Genomic DNA, 17337 nt, shown 5'->3' with positions numbered 1-17337 from the left:
GAACACTACCGCACTTCTACGGTCATAAGGCCGCGATTGTGGGGCTTGGTGCACAGAAAAGCGGCCAATTTAACATATTGGCGCCTTGCCCAAAATCCCTGTCGTTGTTAGAGTTTGCCGCACTTTTTTACCCACGCGTTGCCTAGGGTCCCTTTCCCATGTTCAAGAAACTGCGTGGCATGTTTTCCAGCGATCTTTCCATTGACCTGGGCACTGCCAACACCCTTATTTACGTGCGCGAGCGCGGTATCGTCCTGAATGAGCCATCGGTTGTGGCCATTCGGACACACGGTAACCAGAAAAGTGTCGTCGCTGTCGGCACCGAGGCCAAGCGCATGCTCGGCCGTACGCCGGGCAACATTGCTGCCATTCGTCCGATGAAGGATGGCGTGATCGCCGACTTCAGCGTCTGCGAAAAGATGCTGCAATACTTTATCAACAAGGTTCACGAAAACAGCTTTCTGCAGCCCAGCCCTCGTGTGCTGATCTGCGTTCCATGCAAATCCACCCAGGTTGAGCGTCGCGCCATCCGTGAATCGGCCCTTGGCGCCGGTGCCCGCGAAGTGTTCCTGATCGAAGAGCCGATGGCGGCTGCTATCGGTGCCGGCCTGCCGGTTGAAGAAGCACGCGGCTCGATGGTCGTGGATATCGGTGGTGGTACTACCGAAATCGCGCTGATCTCCCTGAACGGTGTGGTCTATGCCGAATCCGTACGTGTTGGCGGCGACCGCTTCGACGAAGCGATCATCACCTACGTGCGTCGCAACTACGGCAGCCTGATCGGCGAATCCACCGCCGAGCGCATCAAGCAGGAAATCGGTACGGCCTACCCGGGCGGCGAAGTTCGCGAAGTCGACGTTCGTGGTCGCAACCTGGCCGAAGGTGTTCCTCGCGCATTCACCCTGAACTCCAACGAAGTGCTGGAAGCTCTGCAAGAGTCCCTGGCAACCATCGTTCAGGCCGTGAAAAGCGCGCTGGAGCAATCGCCGCCGGAACTGGCTTCCGACATCGCCGAGCGTGGCCTGGTGCTGACCGGTGGTGGCGCGCTGCTGCGTGACCTCGACAAGCTGCTGGCCCAGGAAACCGGTCTGCCGGTGATCGTTGCCGAAGATCCGCTGACCTGCGTAGCTCGCGGCGGTGGCCGTGCATTGGAAATGATGGACAAACACACCATGGACCTGCTCTCCAGCGAATAATCGCCGGGTGCAATACGTGGGTGAGCGCACAGGCAGCACTTTGCAGTGCTGCCTGTTGGCGTTTATCTTCTGTCAGTCTTCATCCAGGCCGGTTTGATGCCGTATGAATAAACAGAACATTTGCCTGGGAGGAGCGGCTTATTAAACCGCTTTTCGCCAAGGGCCCCTCACTGGGCGTGCGCTTGCTGGTGCTGGCCGTACTGTCGGTCGCGCTGATGGTCGTTGATGCGCGTTTCAGTCTGCTTAAACCCGTACGCAGCCAGGCCTCTCTGGTGCTGATGGATGCCTACTGGATTACTGACCTGCCCGGACGGCTGTGGGAAGGTATCGCCAGCCAGTTCGGCAGTCGTACCGAGCTCGTCGCTGAAAATGAAAAACTCAAGTCGGAGAACCTGCTGTTGCAGGGCCGCATGCAGAAGCTTGCCGCCCTCACCGAGCAGAATGTCCGGCTGCGCGAGTTGCTCAATTCCTCCGCGCTGGTCAACGAGAAGGTCGAAGTGGCCGAGCTGATCGGCATGGACCCCAACCCCTTCACCCATCGCATCATCATCAACAAAGGTGAGCGTGATGGCGTGGTGCTCGGTCAGCCGGTGCTCGATGCACGCGGCTTGATGGGGCAGGTGGTCGAACTGATGCCGTACACCTCCCGCGTATTGTTGCTGACCGACTCGACCCACAGCATCCCCGTACAGGTGAACCGTAACGGTCTGCGGGCGATCGCCAGTGGGACTGGCAACCCGGAGCGCCTTGAGTTGCGCCATGTCGCCGACACTGCCGATATCAAGGAAGGGGACCTGCTGGTCAGCTCCGGTCTCGGCCAACGCTTCCCGGCCGGTTACCCGGTGGCGACGGTCAAGGAAGTCATCCACGATTCCGGCCAGCCTTTTGCCATCGTTCGTGCCGTGCCGACCGCCGCATTGAATCGCAGCCGTTACCTGCTGCTGGTATTCAGTGACAACCGCACGGCCGAAGAACGCGCCAACGATGCCGCGCAGGCTCAGGAAAACCTCGATGCCTTTGGTGGCGGCCCGGTGATTCCGGCCACGGTGTCGAAAGTCGTCACCCCGCCTGCCGCAGCAGCAACCCCTGCCACTGCGACACCGTCGTCTGCGCCTGCTGCCAGCACCACGCCGGCCAAACCTGCTGCGAGCAAACCGCCTGCAGCCACACCAGCGGCCAGTAAACCACCGGTGAATCAGCCGGCGGCTCGACCTGCGGCCAAACCGCCTGTCACTGCGCCGGCTACCACCGGGAGGCAAGAATAATGGTCGGGGCTACCGCATCGCGTAACGGCTGGATTATCTGGCTGACGTTTATTGTCGGCATACTGCTCAGCGTATCGCCACTGCCCATTTTCATGGAAATCCTGCGCCCGCTGTGGCTGGCCTTGCTCCTGACGTTCTGGGCTTTGTATTTGCCGCACACCGTCGGCATGGTCACGGCCTTCTGCCTGGGATTGGCCGAAGACGTGCTGCAAGGCGATCTGCTCGGTCAGAATGCCTTGATCCTGACCCTGATCACGTTCCTGGTGCTGTCGTTGCAGCAACGCCTGCGAATGTTCCCGATGTGGCAGCAGAGCCTGGTGATCCTGGTGATCTTCGGTCTCGCCCAGCTCGTACAACTCTGGCTCAGCGCTTTGACCGGCAACCGTCAGCCGACCCTTGCGCTGGTCCTGCCGGCACTGGTCAGTGCCTTGCTCTGGCCATGGGTCAGCTTCGCTTTGCGTGGATTGCGCCGGCGCTACAAAATCAACTGATTCGGTCAGGCATGGGCCCCCACCGGTGCCATGAGGCAGGGCACTCAAAAGGGAGATGTTTGGATGAAGCCGCTTTACCTTGCCTCAGGATCGCCGCGTCGGCGCGAATTGCTCACGCAGATCGGCATCCCGTTTACCGCCATCAGTGCGGATATTGACGAAACCCCTCTAGCCAATGAATCCCCATCGGCCTATGTCGAGCGTCTGGCGCGCGGCAAGGCCGAAGCCGGGCGGCGTACCGTTGTCCGCGACGTACCGTTTTGCGTACTGGGCGCCGACACCGCCGTGGTGCTGGACGGCAAAATTCTTGGCAAACCGGTGGACGAAGCCGATGCATGCGCCATGCTGATGATGTTGTCCGGCAAGGAGCATGAGGTGCTGACGGCGATTGCCGTGCTTGACGGCGAGCGCTGCGAGTCCCGGGTGGTGCGCAGCCTGGTGCGTTTTCGGTCGATCAGTCGTGAAGAAGCCGCCGCCTACTGGGCCAGCGGCGAGCCTCGGGACAAGGCGGGTGGCTACGGCATTCAGGGGCTCGGCGCGGTGTTCGTCGCGAGTCTCAATGGCAGTTACTCGGCGGTCGTCGGCTTGCCGGTGTGCGAAAGCGCAGAACTGCTCGGCCATTTCGGCATACCCTGTTGGCAAACCCTGGACGCGCATTGAGCGTCGAACGGACAAGATACGGCCATTATCGTGAACATGCCTGAACGAGACCCTGCCATGAGTGAAGAGATTCTGATCAACATCACGCCGATGGAGTCGCGCGTGGCGGTGGTCGAAAACGGTGTGCTGCAAGAAGTGCACGTCGAGCGTACGCAAAAACGCGGGATCGTCGGCAACATCTATAAAGGCAAGGTCGTGCGGGTTCTTCCCGGCATGCAGGCAGCATTCGTCGACATCGGCCTGGATCGTGCGGCCTTCATTCATGCCTCGGAAATTTCCCTGCGCGAAGGTCCGGCGGTGGAAAGCATCAGCGCTCTGGTGCACGAAGGCCAGAGCCTGGTGGTACAAGTCACCAAGGATCCGATCGGTTCCAAAGGTGCGCGGCTGACCACGCAGCTTTCGATCCCGTCGCGCTATCTGGTGTACATGCCGCGCACGGCCCACGTCGGCATTTCCCTGAAGATCGAAGACGAAGCCGAGCGTGAACGCCTCAAGCAGGTGGTCAGCGATTGCGTGGCCAAAGAAGGCATCAAGGAGGCCGGCGGCTTCATTCTGCGTACCGCCGCCGAAGGTGCAGGGGCCGATGAGATCCTGATGGACATCCGCTACCTGCGCCGTCTGTGGGATCAGATCAACGAACAGATCAAGACCATCGGCGCACCGAGCGTGATCTACGAAGACCTCGGCCTGGCGCTGCGCACCCTGCGCGATCTGGTCAGCCCGAAGATCGAGAAGATTCGCATCGACTCCCGGGAAACCTTCCAGAAAACCACGCAGTTCGTCGCCGAACTGATGCCGGAAATCGCCGATCGTCTGGAGCACTACCCGGGCGAACGACCAATCTTCGACCTGTACGGCGTCGAAGACGAAATCCAGAAAGCCCTGGAACGCAAGGTGCCGCTGAAGTCCGGCGGTTATCTGGTGGTCGACCCGGCGGAAGCCATGACCACCATCGATGTGAATACCGGGGCGTTCGTCGGTCACCGCAACCTTGAGGAAACCATCTTCAAGACCAACCTCGAAGCCGCGACCGCGATTGCCCGGCAGATGCGCCTGCGTAATCTGGGCGGGATCATCATCATCGATTTCATCGACATGGAAGACGAAGAACACCAGCGTCAGGTGCTGCGTACCCTGGAAAAACAACTCGAGCGCGATCACGCCAAGACCAACATCATCGGCATCACCGAGTTGGGCCTGGTGCAGATGACGCGCAAGCGCACCCGCGAAAGCCTCGAGCAAGTGTTGTGCGAACCGTGCAGCAGCTGTCAGGGCCGGGGCAAGCTGAAAACCCCGGAAACCATTTGCTACGAGATTTTCCGCGAGATCCTGCGTGAAGCCCGGGCCTATCAGGCCGAGGGTTACCGGGTGCTGGCGAACCAGAAAGTGGTGGATCGCCTGCTTGATGAAGAGTCCGGTAACGTTGCCGAACTTGAAGGTTTTATCGGGCGCACCATACGCTTTCAGGTGGAAACCATGTATTCCCAGGAACAATATGACGTGGTGCTGCTCTGAACCCCTGCATCACCCTTTTCCTGAAACGGCTGGCCTCAGCTTTTTGCAGTATTTTTGCCATGGGAGCCAACTGACATGGAACGTCTGACACGCATTTTGGCCGCACTGACCCGCTGGGGTCTGGGCCTGTGTGCGTTGGTTCTGGTATTGATGGCGTTGTACGTCAGTCTTGGCCGGGAACTCACGCCACTGGTGGCCGAATACCGCGCCGATATCGAAGACAAGGCCAGTGCCGCCCTGGGCATGCCGCTGCAGATTGGCGAGCTGGAAGGCAACTGGCGCGGATTTGCCCCGATCCTGCTGGCTCACGACGTGATGGTCGGCAGCGGCGCCAACGCCTTGCGCCTGGATCGGGTGCGTGCCGTGCCGGATCTGTGGGCCAGCCTGATGGCCCGCGAAGTGCGCATCGCTCATCTTGAACTCAACGGTCTGAAGATCAGCCTCAAGGAAGGCGAAGACGGAAAGTGGGCGCTGGAAGGCTTGCCGGTGCAGCAGGATCAGCCCATGGATCCCGAGCAACTGTTCAACCGCCTGCAAATGATTCAGCAACTGTCCGTGCTCGACAGTCAGGTGACGTTGCAGCCGCGGGAGCAGGCGCCGCTGACCCTCACGTATGTCGGCCTCAATCTAAAGACCGGTACCAGCCGCCAACGCCTCGATGCGCGCCTGACCCTGCCCGACGGTCAGCCTGTGGCGCTGAGCCTGCGCACACGACTTCGTCCGAATCAGTGGCAGAACAGCGAGTTGGAAGGTTATGTCAGTCTGCCGCAGAGCGACTGGTCAAAATGGCTGCCCGAGCGCCTGACCCAACAATGGAATTTCTCCGAGATCAAGGCCGGTGGCGAGCTGTGGGTCAACTGGCGCGAGGGGGCTTTGCAGAGTGCTGCGATCCGTCTCAACGCGCCGCAACTGACTGGCGCCTACGCTGAACGCAAGCCCATTCAGATCAACAATCTGGCGCTCAACGGCTACTTCCAGCGCGGTCCCGAAGGGGCCACTGTCACGCTTGATTCGCTGGCGATGAATGTCGGCGAAACCCGCTGGGAATCCCATGTCCAGGTCAAACAGACTGCCGCTACCGACAAGGCCGAAGAACTCTGGCATCTGCAGGCCGACCGTCTCGACCTGACGCCGATCACGCCCCTGCTCAATGCCCTCGGCCCGTTGCCCCAAGGCTTCGCTACCGTGGTCGAGCGCCTGAAAGTGACCGGCGGCCTGCGTAACGTGCTGCTGGATTTCCGGCCGAACGCCACCGACGACAGCAAATTCAGCTTCGCCGCCAACCTCGATCAGGTCGGTTTCGACGCCTATCACGGTGCGCCGGCGGCACGGAATGTCAGCGGCAGCCTTACCGGCAATCTCGGCGGCGGCGAGCTGCGCATGGACAGCAAGGATTTCGTCCTGCACCTCGATCCGATTTTCGCCAAGCCATGGCAATACATTCAGGCCAACGCCCGGTTGACCTGGAAACTCGATAAAGAAGGTTTCACCCTGATCGCGCCGTACCTGAAGGTGCTCGGCGAGGAAGGCAAGATTGCCGGCGATTTCCTGATCCGCCTGCATTTCGATCACAGCCAGGAAGACTACATGGACCTGCGGGTCGGCCTGGTGGAGGGCGACGGTCGCTACACCGCCAAGTACCTGCCGCAAGTCCTGAGCCCGGCCCTCGACGAGTGGCTGCGCACGGCGATTCTCAAGGGTGCGGTGGATCAGGGATTCTTCCAGTATCAGGGTTCACTGAACAAGAACGCCGGGGAAGCGGATCGCAGTATCAGTCTGTTCTTCAAGGTGCACGACGCCGAGCTGGCGTTCCAGCCGGGCTGGCCGCACGTGAGCAAGGTCAACGGTGACGTGTTCATCGAAGACAGCGGCGTGCGGATTCTGGCCAGCAAGGGCCAGTTGCTCGGCACCCAGGTCAGCGACGTTTTCGTCAATATTCCCCACGTGCCGAGCGGCGAGCACAGCCATATGTTCCTCGATGGCACCTTCGCCGGCGGGCTGGGCGATGGTCTGAAGATTCTTCAGGAGGCACCCATCGGCACCGCCGACACCTTTGCCGGTTGGGAAGGCGAGGGCGATCTGCAAGGCAAGCTCAAACTCGATGTGCCGTTGGCCAAGGGCGATCAGCCGAAAATCCTCGTCGACTTCAAGACCGCCAATGCGCGATTGAAGCTGGCGGAACCGAAGCTGGAGTTGAGCCAGCTCAAGGGCGATTTCCGCTTCGACAGCGCCAAGGGCCTGAGCGGGCAGAACATCAGTGCCAGGGCCTTCGACAAGCCGGTGACCGCGCAGATCTTCGCCGACGGCGGTCCGGGCCAACTCAGGACCCGGGTAGCAGCGTCAGGCCAGGTCGAGGTCAGGAAACTGACCGACTGGCTGGGCGTGACTCAACCGTTGCCGGTCTCCGGGACGATTCCTTATCAGCTGCAAGTGAATCTGGACGGTGCCGACAGCCAATTGATGGTCAGCTCCAGTCTGAAGGGGGTGGCGGTGGATCTGCCGGCGCCGTTCGGCATGGCTGCCAATGTCGGGCGTGACACGGTGTTCCGCATGACCCTGCAAGGGCAGGAGCGGCGTTACTGGGTCAATTACGATCAACTGGCTAATTTCACTTTCGCTGCGCCACCGAGCAGTTTCGCCGATGGCCGTGGTGAGTTGTTCCTCGGTGCCGGTGAAGCGGTGTTGCCGGGCAACAAAGGCCTGCGGGTGCGCGGTGTGTTGTCGGAGCTGGACGTCAAACCCTGGCAGGACCTGCTGGACAAATACGCCGGCCAGGATCCGGGCGGCGATGCCAAACAGTTGCTCAGCAGCGCGGATTTCAAGATCGGCAAACTCACGGCCTTCGGCACCACGCTGGATCAGGCGGCCGTGCAGGTGAATCGCAAGTCCGCTGCCTGGGCGTTGGCCCTCGACAGTCAGCAGGCCAAAGGCACAGCCGGCATCCCCGACGCCAAGGGCGCGCCAATCGCGGTGAATTTGCAATATGTGCGGTTGCCGGCGCCGGACCCGACGGTGCAGGCCGACGAGAATGCGCCGGATCCACTGGCCTCGGTCGATCCAGGCAAGATTCCGGCGCTGGATATCACCATCAATCAATTGTTCCAGGGCCAGGATCTGGTCGGTGGCTGGTCGCTCAAAATTCGGCCGACCGCCAAGGGCATCGCCCTGAACAACCTCGATCTGGGCCTCAAGGGCATCCTCTTGCAGGGCAGCGGGGGATGGGAAGGTACGCCCGGTGCCACGACCAGTTGGTACAAGGGGCGGATCGGCGGCAAGAACCTCGCCGATGTCCTCAAGGGCTGGGGCTTTGCGCCGAGCGTGACCAGCGAAGAATTCCACATGGATGTCGACGGCCGCTGGCCTGGCTCGCCGGCGTGGCTGGCGACCAAGCGCTTCTCCGGCACACTCGATGCGTCCCTTAACAAAGGCCAGTTCGTCGAAGTCGAGGGTGGCGCCCAGGCGTTGCGAGTGTTCGGTCTGCTCAACTTCAACTCGATTGGCCGCCGACTGCGCCTCGACTTCTCCGACCTGTTCGGCAAGGGCTTGAGCTATGACCGGGTCAAGGGATTGCTGGTGGCGACCAATGGCGTTTACGTGACGAAAGAGCCGATCAGGTTGACCGGTCCCTCAAGCAACCTGGAACTGGACGGCACGCTGGATCTGGTGGGCGATCAGGTCGATGCCAAGTTGCTCGTGACTCTGCCGGTGACCAATAACCTGCCGATCGCCGCGCTGATTGTCGGCGCGCCGGCGGTCGGCGGCGCCTTGTTCCTGATCGACAAGCTGATCGGCGATCGCGTGGCACGCTTCGCCAGCGTCAAATACACCGTCAAGGGCCCGTGGAAAGAGCCGAAAATCACCTTCGACAAGCCTTTTTGAACAGCCAGCCCCTGAACCGATGGAGTAGCATGGCTGCATACCTCTTGCGGAGTGCGCCATGTCTTTAGCGGTGATTCAAATGGTCAGCCAGAGCGATGTGCTGGCCAATCTGCGCGATGCCCGACGGTTGCTCGAACAGGCGGCCAACGCGGGTGCGAAGCTGGCGGTGCTGCCGGAAAACTTCGCCGCCATGGGCCGTCGCGACATCGCCGATATCGGCCGCGCCGAAGCGCTTGGCGAAGGCCCGATCCTGCCGTGGTTGAAACAGACCGCCCGCGACCTCAGGTTATGGATTGTCGCCGGCACTTTGCCGTTGCCGCCGGTGGGGCAGCCCGAGGCCAAGTCCCATGCCTGCTCGCTGCTGGTGAACGATCAGGGCGAAATCGTTGCACGCTATGACAAGTTGCACCTGTTCGATGTCGATGTGGCGGACAATCGCGGCCGTTACCGAGAATCCGACGACTATGCTTATGGCAGTGGCGTGGTGGTTGCGGACACGCCGGTCGGGCGATTGGGTCTGACGGTGTGCTACGACCTGCGTTTCCCGGAGCTGTACAGCGAATTGCGTGCTGCCGGGGCTGAACTGATTACCGCACCGTCGGCCTTCACCGCCGTGACGGGGGCGGCGCACTGGGATGTATTGATCCGCGCTCGGGCCATTGAAACCCAGTGCTATGTACTGGCAGCCGCTCAGGGCGGGACACATCCGGGGCCGCGGGAAACCTTTGGCCATGGGGCGATTGTCGACCCTTGGGGGCGGATTCTGGCGCAGCAGGAACAGGGCGAAGCCGTGTTGCTGGCCGAGCGCGACAGCAACGAACAGGCGTCCATCCGGGCGCGAATGCCGGTGACGGGTCATCGGCGGTTTTTTTCGCAGGGCGCACAGCGACCTGCTTCAGAACACGAATTTAAGGCGTAAAACCTATGAGCGAGTTGTTGTCCTCAGTCAGTGATCACCTGTTGGCGCCTGGCGGCGTGACGATCGAGAGCCTGCAAGGCGTGCTCGGTGATCTGGCGGGTCCAGGCATCGATGCGGCCGACCTGTATTTCCAGGGGCAGATTTCCGAGTCCTGGTCGCTGGAAGACGGCATCGTCAAGGAAGGCAGTTTCAACCTCGACCAAGGTGTCGGCGTGCGGGCACAGTCCGGTGAGAAAACCGGTTTCGCCTACAGCAACGCGATCACCCTCGAAGCCCTCGGCGCGGCGGCTCGTGCGGCCCGTTCGATTTCCCGCGCCGGGCAGAACGGCACGGTACAGGCGTTCAGCACGCAGGACGTCGCCCAGCTGTATGCGCCGGACAATCCGCTGGAAGTCCTGAGCCGCGCTGAAAAAGTCGAACTGCTCAAGCGCATCGATGTGGCGACCCGCGCCCTCGACCCGCGTATCCAGCAGGTCAGCGTGAGCATGGCCGGGGTATGGGAGCGGATTCTGGTGGCCTCGACCGACGGCGGCCTGGCGGCCGACGTGCGTCCGCTGGTGCGTTTCAACGTCAGCGTGATCGTCGAGCAGAACGGCCGTCGCGAACGCGGTGGCCATGGCGGCGGCGGGCGTACCGACTACCGTTATTTCCTCGCCGAAGACCGCGCCATGGGCTATGCCCGTGAGGCGCTGCGTCAGGCGCTGGTGAACCTGGAAGCGATTCCGGCACCGGCCGGGACATTGCCGGTGGTTCTGGGTTCGGGCTGGTCCGGCGTGTTGCTGCATGAAGCGGTCGGTCACGGTCTGGAAGGCGATTTCAACCGCAAGGGCAGTTCGGCCTACAGCGGTCGCATGGGCGAAATGGTTGCCTCGAAACTCTGCACCATCGTCGATGACGGCACCCTGAGCGGTCGTCGCGGTTCCCTGAGCGTCGACGACGAAGGCACCCCGACCGAGTGCACCACGCTGATCGAAAACGGTGTGCTCAAAGGTTATATGCAGGACAAGCTCAATGCGCGGCTGATGGGCGTGGCCCGCACCGGTAACGGTCGCCGTGAATCCTACGCGCACTTGCCGATGCCACGGATGACCAACACCTACATGCTCGGTGGCCAGAGCGATCCGTCGGAAATCATCGCGTCGGTGAAGAAGGGCATCTACTGCGCCAACCTTGGCGGCGGTCAGGTCGACATCACCAGCGGCAAGTTCGTGTTCTCCACCAGCGAGGCTTACCTGATCGAGGACGGCAAGATCACTGCACCGGTCAAAGGCGCAACGTTGATCGGCAACGGTCCGGAAGCGATGAGCCGGGTGTCGATGGTCGGTAACGATCTGGCGCTGGACAGCGGTGTGGGCACGTGTGGCAAGGACGGACAGTCGGTGCCGGTGGGTGTCGGTCAGCCGACCCTGAAAATCGATGCGATCACCGTGGGTGGCACGGGCGCATAAGAAGGGATGGAGCTTCGGGTGGCGCGCAGTGCGGCCACCCGGTGGCGAATATCAGCGCAGACCGCGTTGAGTCTCGTCCAGCTCACGGATGTATTTGAAGATCTTGCGGCTCGAGGCAGGAGGTTTGTTATGCGCAACCTCGTGCTGGGCCTGACGGATCAGGGAACGCAGTTGCTGGCGGTCGGCGTCCGGGTAATCGACGACGAATTTCTCCAGCACGGCATCGTCACCGGCGATCAGGCGGTCACGCCAGCGTTCGAGGTTGTGGAAACGCTCGTTGTACTGACGGGTAGAGGCATCGAGTTGATCGAGCAAGGTGAGAATCGCGTCAGTGTCCTGATCGCGCATCAGTTTGCCGATGAACTGCAAATGCCGTTTACGCGCGATGTTCGCGGTGTGCTTGGGCGCATCGGCCAGGGCCCGGCGCAAAGCGTCGGTCAACGGCAGTTTTGCCTGCAAGTCGGGCTTGAGCGTTGTAAGGCGCTCGCCAAGGTCAACCAGAGCATGCAGCTCGCGTTTGACCTGGGATTTGCTTTTTTCTCCCGTATCGAGGGAGTCGTCGTAAGAATCAACCATGGTGGCAGTCCGCAAAGAAACGCCGCCATGATAACCAGTCGGGGGCCGCTTGTCCGGCCCGGTCGCTCGAAGGCCCCAGCCGAAAGCAGAATTTGAGTGGAGATGAGCATGAGTGCAGTTGAAAGCGTCGGCCCGCAGGCATTGCCGGCACTGCAGGAACAGGTCGAGCAGATCATCGCCGAAGCCAAGCGCCAGGGTGCCAGTGCCTGCGAAGTGGCGGTGTCGCTGGAGCAGGGCCTGTCGACGTCGGTGCGGCAGCGTGAAGTCGAAACGGTCGAATTCAACCGCGATCAGGGCTTTGGCATCACCTTGTATGTCGGCCAGCGCAAGGGCTCGGCCAGCACCTCCGCCACCGGTCCGGATGCCATTCGCGAGACTGTCGCTGCGGCGCTGGCGATTGCCAGGCACACTTCGGAGGACGAAGCCTCGGGGCTGGCCGATGCCGCGCTGATGGCCAGGGATCTACAGGATTTCGACCTGTTCCACGAATGGGAGATCACGCCGGAGCAGGCCATCGAGAAGGCGTTGCTCTGTGAAGCTGCCGCGTTCGACGCCGATGCGCGCATCAAGAATGCCGATGGCACCACGTTGAGCACTCATCAGGGCTGCCGCGTGTACGGAAACAGCCATGGTTTCATCGGCGGTTATGCTTCGACCCGACACAGCCTGAGCTGCGTGATGATCGCCGAGGCCGATGGCCAGATGCAGCGTGATTACTGGTACGACGTGAACCGCCAGGGCAGTTTGCTGGCGGATCCGGTAAGCATTGGCCAGCGTGCGGCACAGCGGGCGGCGAGCCGTCTGGGCGCGCGTCCGGTGCCGACCTGCGAAGTGCCTGTATTGTTTTCGGCGGAACTGGCGGGCGGGTTGTTCGGCAGCTTCCTGTCGGCGATTTCCGGCGGCAGTCTGTATCGCAAATCGTCGTTCCTCGAAGGCACTTTGGGGCAGAAGCTGTTCCCGGAATGGCTGACCATCGACGAGCGTCCACACCTGATGCGCGCCATGGGCAGTGCGTCGTATGACGGCGACGGTCTGGCGACCTATGCCAAACCGTTCGTCGAAAAGGGTGAGTTGGTTTCGTACATCCTCGGCACCTATTCCGGGCGCAAACTGGGCATGCCGAGTACCGCCAACGCAGGCGGCGTGCATAACCTGTTCGTCACTCATGGCGATGAAGATCAGGCTGCCTTGCTGCGACGAATGGGGCGCGGGTTGCTGGTCACCGAGCTGATGGGCCATGGTCTGAACATGGTGACCGGTGATTACTCGCGCGGTGCGGCGGGTTTCTGGGTCGAGAACGGGGAGATCCAGTTCGCGGTGCAGGAAGTGACCATCGCCGGCAACATGCGTGACATGTTCAAGCAGATCGTCGCGGTGGGTAACGATCTGGAGCTGCGCAGCAACATTCGCACCGGTTCGGTGTTGATCGAGAAGATGACTGTCGCGGGCAGCTAAGTCCAGGCCGGTACACAGAAGGCGCGTCACCCGATTGGGTGGCGCGCCTTTTTTTATGCCTGCAAATCTTTTGGGCTGATCAGGGCAGCTAAAAAGCCGTGCTTGTTTTTGGTTCTCATTATCATCTAATAATAAATCTCATTATCGGATGAGCCCAGGATCATGAGTTCTGCCTTGCACGAGCAGCCGTACCTTGAAAGCTGGCGCTGGATGAGTCGCCAGATCCGTTGCGCGATGGATCCTGACGAACCGCGACTGATCGAACACTACCTGGCCGAAGGTCGTTATCTGGCCTGCTGCACGGCGACCTCACCCTGGATGATCGCTGAAACCTCTTTCCGTCTGCTGCTCGACACGGCCACCGACATCGCGTTGCCGTGGCATTGGCGCAGCCTCTGTCTCGATCAAGCCTGGCGCCCGCTGCGTGAAATGGAGCGCCTGTCATTGTGCAAATGCCGGCTAAAGCGCTGGCAGAGCTACACCTGGCAGCTCGCCACCTGCGAATTGCAACCCTCGATTCCTCTCATAGAACTGGTGCAAGGATTTTCAGATGACCAAGACACGTATTGAGCGCGACAGCATGGGCGAACTGCAGGTGCCGGTGGACGCTCTCTACGGCGCGCAAACCCAGCGCGCAGTGGATAACTTCCCCATCAGCGGCAAGCCGATGCCGACCCAGTTCATCCGCGCCCTGATTCTGGCCAAAGCGGCCGCCGCGCGCGCCAACGTTGAACTCAACCAGATCAGCGCCGCCCAAGGCAAAGCCATCAGCGATGCCGCTCAAGGGTTGCTGGAAGGCGACTTCATGCGGCATTTTCCGGTGGACATCTTCCAGACCGGTTCCGGCACCAGCTCCAACATGAACGCCAACGAAGTGATCGCCACCCTGGCCAGCCGCTTGCTCGACGAACCGGTCAATGCCAATGATCACGTCAACTGCGGGCAGAGCAGCAACGACATCATTCCGACGACTATCCACGTCAGCGCCGCATTGGCCCTGCACGAACAACTGCTGCCGGCGCTGCTGCACCTGGTGCAGGTGATCGAGCGCAAGGCCGAGCAGGTCCATCACCACGTCAAGACCGGTCGCACGCACCTGATGGACGCCATGCCGGTGCGCATGAGCCAGGCGCTGAACGGTTGGGCGCAGCAGCTCAAGGCCAATATCGGTCACCTGCAGGATCTGCTGCCAAGCCTGCAATCCCTGGCCCAGGGTGGCACGGCAGTCGGTACCGGGATCAATGCGCATCCGGAATTTGCTGTGCGTTTCAGCCGCCAGCTCAGCCAGTTGACCAATGTCCAGTTCACGCCTGGCAAGAATCTGTTCGCCCTGATCGGCTCGCAGGACACCGCCGTGGCGGTGTCGGGCCAGCTCAAAGCCACTGCCGTGTCGCTGATGAAAATCGCCAACGATCTGCGCTGGATGAACTCCGGCCCGCTCGCCGGCCTCGGGGAAATTGAACTGGAAGGTCTGCAACCGGGCTCGTCGATCATGCCGGGGAAGGTCAATCCGGTGATTCCGGAAGCCACCGCCATGGTCGCTGCGCAAGTGATCGGCAATGACTCGGTGATCACCATCGCCGGGCAGTCAGGCAATTTCGAACTGAACGTGATGCTGCCGATCATTGCCCAGAACCTGTTGAGCAGCATCGAGTTGCTGGCCAACTCCAGCCGTTTGCTGGGTGACAAGGCCATCGCCACCTTCAAGGTCAACGACTCGCGCCTCAAGGAAGCGCTGTCGCGCAACCCGATTCTGGTGACCGCGCTCAACCCGATCATCGGTTACCAGAAAGCGGCCGAGATCGCCAAGCAGGCCTACAAACAGGGGCGCCCGGTGATCGACGTCGCGCTGGAACACACCGACCTGTCGCGCAGTCAGCTGGAAACGTTGCTCAATCCCGAAAAACTCACTGCCGGCGGCGTATAAGCACCGCAACCGCTTTGGAGGTTCACCATGGAGCACTGGAAACGCACGATCGAACGGGCCAATCGCTGCTTCATCCTGGGCGAGCTGATCGATGCCCGCGAGGCCTACCTGCAAGCCCTGGCTTTAGCGCAGGTGTTGTTCGAGCGCTGGGCCGATGCCGACGAAGCGGTGGCGGCTTGCGTCATTTCCCATCACAACCTGGCGGATCTGCATCTGCAGCTGAATCAGCCGGAGGAGAGCGCCGAGTACCTGTGCGCGATCCATCAACGGTTGTTGCAGACCATGCAGGACGAGCGCCTGCGCCCGGCCCTGCGTGAAGCGGCGCTGCGCCAGAGCAGCAAGACCTACGTCGAGCTGCTCAATTTCATCAGCGAGCACGGCGAATACCCGCGTACCCAGCGTTTGCTGCATCCGGACACCGGCAATGCTCGCCGCGCGCCTGCCCCACATCACCATGGAGTCCATTGAAATGGCTTTTACCCTGCCAGCCTTGCCTTACGCCTACGACGCACTGGAGCCGCACATCGATGCGCAAACCATGGAGATCCACTACACCAAGAATCACCAGACCTACATCAATAATCTGAACGCTGCGGTCGAGGGCACTGAGTTCGCGGAGTGGCCGGTGGAAAAACTGGTCGCCAGCGTCCGGCAACTGCCGGAAAAACTCCGGGCGGCGGTGATCAACCAGGGTGGTGGTCATGCCAACCATTCGTTGTTCTGGGAAGTCATGGTGCCTAACGGCGGTGGCAAGCCGGACGGTGCGCTGGCCAAGGCAATTGATGAGCAACTGGGTGGCCTCGACAGTTTCAAGGAGGCCTTCACCAAAGCTGCGCTGACCCGCTTCGGCAGTGGCTGGGCGTGGCTCAGCGTGACGCCGGACAAGAAACTGGTGGTAGAAAGCAGCGGCAATCAGGACAGCCCGCTGATGAACGGCAATACGCCGATTCTCGGTCTGGATGTGTGGGAGCACGCCTACTACTTGCGTTATCAGAACCATCGGCCGGAATACATCAGCGCTTTCTACAACGTGATCAACTGGCCACAAGTCGCTGCGCGCTATCGGGCAGCGCTGGTTTAAGTCTTCTATAAAAACAATACAAGGCTGACTATGGGCACTGAGACACTGGCGATCGGAAGTGGGCGCATGTTTCGTTACGCAATCGGATCGCTGCTGCTGTTGGCGGGTATGACTTTGCTGGTCGCCCACGCACTGGAATGGCTGAACCTGGAGCCGAGGTTGTCGCGGGCGTTGCAGGGCGGGGCGATATGCGCCCTTGGCACCGCGCTCGGCGCGGTTCCGGTGCTGGTGATCCGCAACATGCCTCAGGCACTGGGGGATACGCTGTTGGGTTTTGGCGCCGGCGTGATGCTGGCAGCGACCGCCTTTTCGCTGATCGTGCCGGGAATCTCCGCCGCCGAAAGCCTGGGGCTGAGCCCATGGGGCGCCAGTGGCCTGATCTGTTTTGGCATCCTGCTGGGGGCATTCGGCCTGTATCTGGTTGATCGCCGAGTGTCGGGCGCCTCGCCGGAAATGCTCATCGGCACTGTCGAGCATCCGGTGATTCCGCCGCGGATCTGGCTGTTCGTGTTCGCCATCATCGCCCATAACATCCCGGAAGGCATGGCGGTCGGTGTCTCGGCTGGCGGTGGAATGCCTGACGCAGACAGTCTGGCGATGGGGATTGCCTTGCAGGATGTACCGGAAGGGCTGGTGATTGCGCTGGTACTGGCCGGTGCCGGGATGTCGCGGGTCAAGGCGTTTTTGATTGGCGCAGCGTCAGGTCTGGTCGAACCGGTGTTCGCGCTGCTTTGCGCGTGGCTGGTCAGCCTTGCCGAATTGTTACTGCCCTTGGGGCTGGCGTTGGCGGCGGGCGCCATGCTGCTGGTGGTGACTCACGAGGTCATTCCGGAGTCGCGACGCAATGGTCACGAGAAGCTGGCAAGCTTGGGATTGTTGATTGGCTTCTGCCTGATGATGGTGATGGATACGGCATTGGGCTGAA

The 17337-nt window shown here is 61.3% G+C and carries 15 protein-coding genes; 14 read left to right on the top strand and 1 reads right to left on the bottom strand.

The window, feature by feature from the left end; genetic code table 11:
* Positions 1-158: 158 nt before the first annotated feature.
* The 8 genes from mreB (at position 159) to tldD (ending at position 11373) form a co-directional block, all read left to right on the top strand.
* Positions 159-1196 (top strand): rod shape-determining protein MreB, encoded by a 1038-nt coding sequence (gene mreB / locus ACKJSM_RS19640; protein ID WP_002555108.1) that lies wholly within the window; start codon positions 159-161, stop codon positions 1194-1196.
* A gap of 140 nt (positions 1197-1336) precedes the next feature.
* Positions 1337-2461 (top strand): rod shape-determining protein MreC, encoded by a 1125-nt coding sequence (gene mreC / locus ACKJSM_RS19635; protein WP_276574196.1) that lies wholly within the window; start codon positions 1337-1339, stop codon positions 2459-2461.
* Complete coding sequence (gene mreD / locus ACKJSM_RS19630; protein ID WP_236178131.1) at positions 2461-2952, top strand: rod shape-determining protein MreD; 492 nt, start codon at positions 2461-2463, stop codon at positions 2950-2952. Before mreC ends, mreD begins: the two co-directional genes overlap by 1 nt.
* A gap of 63 nt (positions 2953-3015) precedes the next feature.
* Positions 3016-3612, top strand: coding sequence for a Maf family protein (locus ACKJSM_RS19625; protein ID WP_410238589.1), 597 nt, complete (start codon positions 3016-3018; stop codon positions 3610-3612).
* 57 nt (positions 3613-3669) lie between these two features.
* Positions 3670-5127: a ribonuclease G gene (gene rng / locus ACKJSM_RS19620; protein ID WP_065260839.1), complete on the top strand. Its 1458-nt coding sequence runs from the start codon at positions 3670-3672 to the stop codon at positions 5125-5127.
* Positions 5128-5202: 75 nt separating this feature from the next.
* Positions 5203-9006, top strand: coding sequence for a YhdP family protein (locus tag ACKJSM_RS19615; protein WP_410238588.1), 3804 nt, complete (start codon positions 5203-5205; stop codon positions 9004-9006).
* 58 nt (positions 9007-9064) lie between these two features.
* The gene (locus ACKJSM_RS19610; protein ID WP_236178134.1) at positions 9065-9925 is read left to right on the top strand and encodes a carbon-nitrogen hydrolase family protein; all 861 of its coding nucleotides are present in this window, start codon (positions 9065-9067) and stop codon (positions 9923-9925) included.
* 5 nt (positions 9926-9930) lie between these two features.
* Positions 9931-11373: a metalloprotease TldD gene (tldD, locus tag ACKJSM_RS19605; protein ID WP_410238587.1), complete on the top strand. Its 1443-nt coding sequence runs from the start codon at positions 9931-9933 to the stop codon at positions 11371-11373.
* A 51-nt stretch (positions 11374-11424) separates the two neighbouring features.
* On the opposite strand, the gene yjgA is transcribed toward tldD, so the two are convergent.
* On the bottom strand, positions 11425-11949 hold the full coding sequence (yjgA, locus tag ACKJSM_RS19600; RefSeq protein WP_115076552.1) for a ribosome biogenesis factor YjgA: 525 nt from the start codon (positions 11947-11949) through the stop codon (positions 11425-11427).
* Positions 11950-12057: 108 nt separating this feature from the next.
* Here yjgA and pmbA point away from each other — a divergent pair, with 108 nt between their 5' ends.
* From pmbA to ACKJSM_RS19570, 6 genes are all read left to right on the top strand, one after another.
* A complete protein-coding gene (pmbA, locus tag ACKJSM_RS19595; RefSeq protein WP_410238586.1) occupies positions 12058-13404 on the top strand; it encodes a metalloprotease PmbA in 1347 nt (448 codons plus the stop codon).
* A gap of 162 nt (positions 13405-13566) precedes the next feature.
* Positions 13567-13974 (top strand): FagA protein, encoded by a 408-nt coding sequence (locus ACKJSM_RS19590; RefSeq protein WP_236178136.1) that lies wholly within the window; start codon positions 13567-13569, stop codon positions 13972-13974.
* Complete coding sequence (locus ACKJSM_RS19585) at positions 13955-15331, top strand: class II fumarate hydratase (protein ID WP_410238585.1); 1377 nt, start codon at positions 13955-13957, stop codon at positions 15329-15331. The genes ACKJSM_RS19590 and ACKJSM_RS19585 overlap by 20 nt, the downstream gene beginning before the upstream one ends.
* A gap of 27 nt (positions 15332-15358) precedes the next feature.
* Positions 15359-15799 carry a hypothetical protein gene (locus ACKJSM_RS19580; RefSeq protein ID WP_236178138.1) on the top strand — a complete coding sequence of 147 codons (441 nt, stop codon included), beginning with the start codon at positions 15359-15361 and terminating at the stop codon, positions 15797-15799.
* 1 nt (position 15800) lies between these two features.
* Positions 15801-16412, top strand: a complete 612-nt coding sequence (locus ACKJSM_RS19575; protein ID WP_410238584.1) for a superoxide dismutase — start codon at positions 15801-15803, stop codon at positions 16410-16412.
* 30 nt (positions 16413-16442) lie between these two features.
* Positions 16443-17336 carry a ZIP family metal transporter gene (locus tag ACKJSM_RS19570; protein ID WP_339485906.1) on the top strand — a complete coding sequence of 298 codons (894 nt, stop codon included), beginning with the start codon at positions 16443-16445 and terminating at the stop codon, positions 17334-17336.
* Position 17337: the final 1 nt, after the last annotated feature.

The organism is Pseudomonas sp. PHC1 (genome assembly GCF_046487845.1).
Classification (GTDB): domain Bacteria; phylum Pseudomonadota; class Gammaproteobacteria; order Pseudomonadales; family Pseudomonadaceae; genus Aquipseudomonas; species Aquipseudomonas sputi.
The sequence above is the reverse complement of the archived record's forward strand: the minus strand, read 5'-3'. Positions and strand labels throughout refer to the sequence as shown.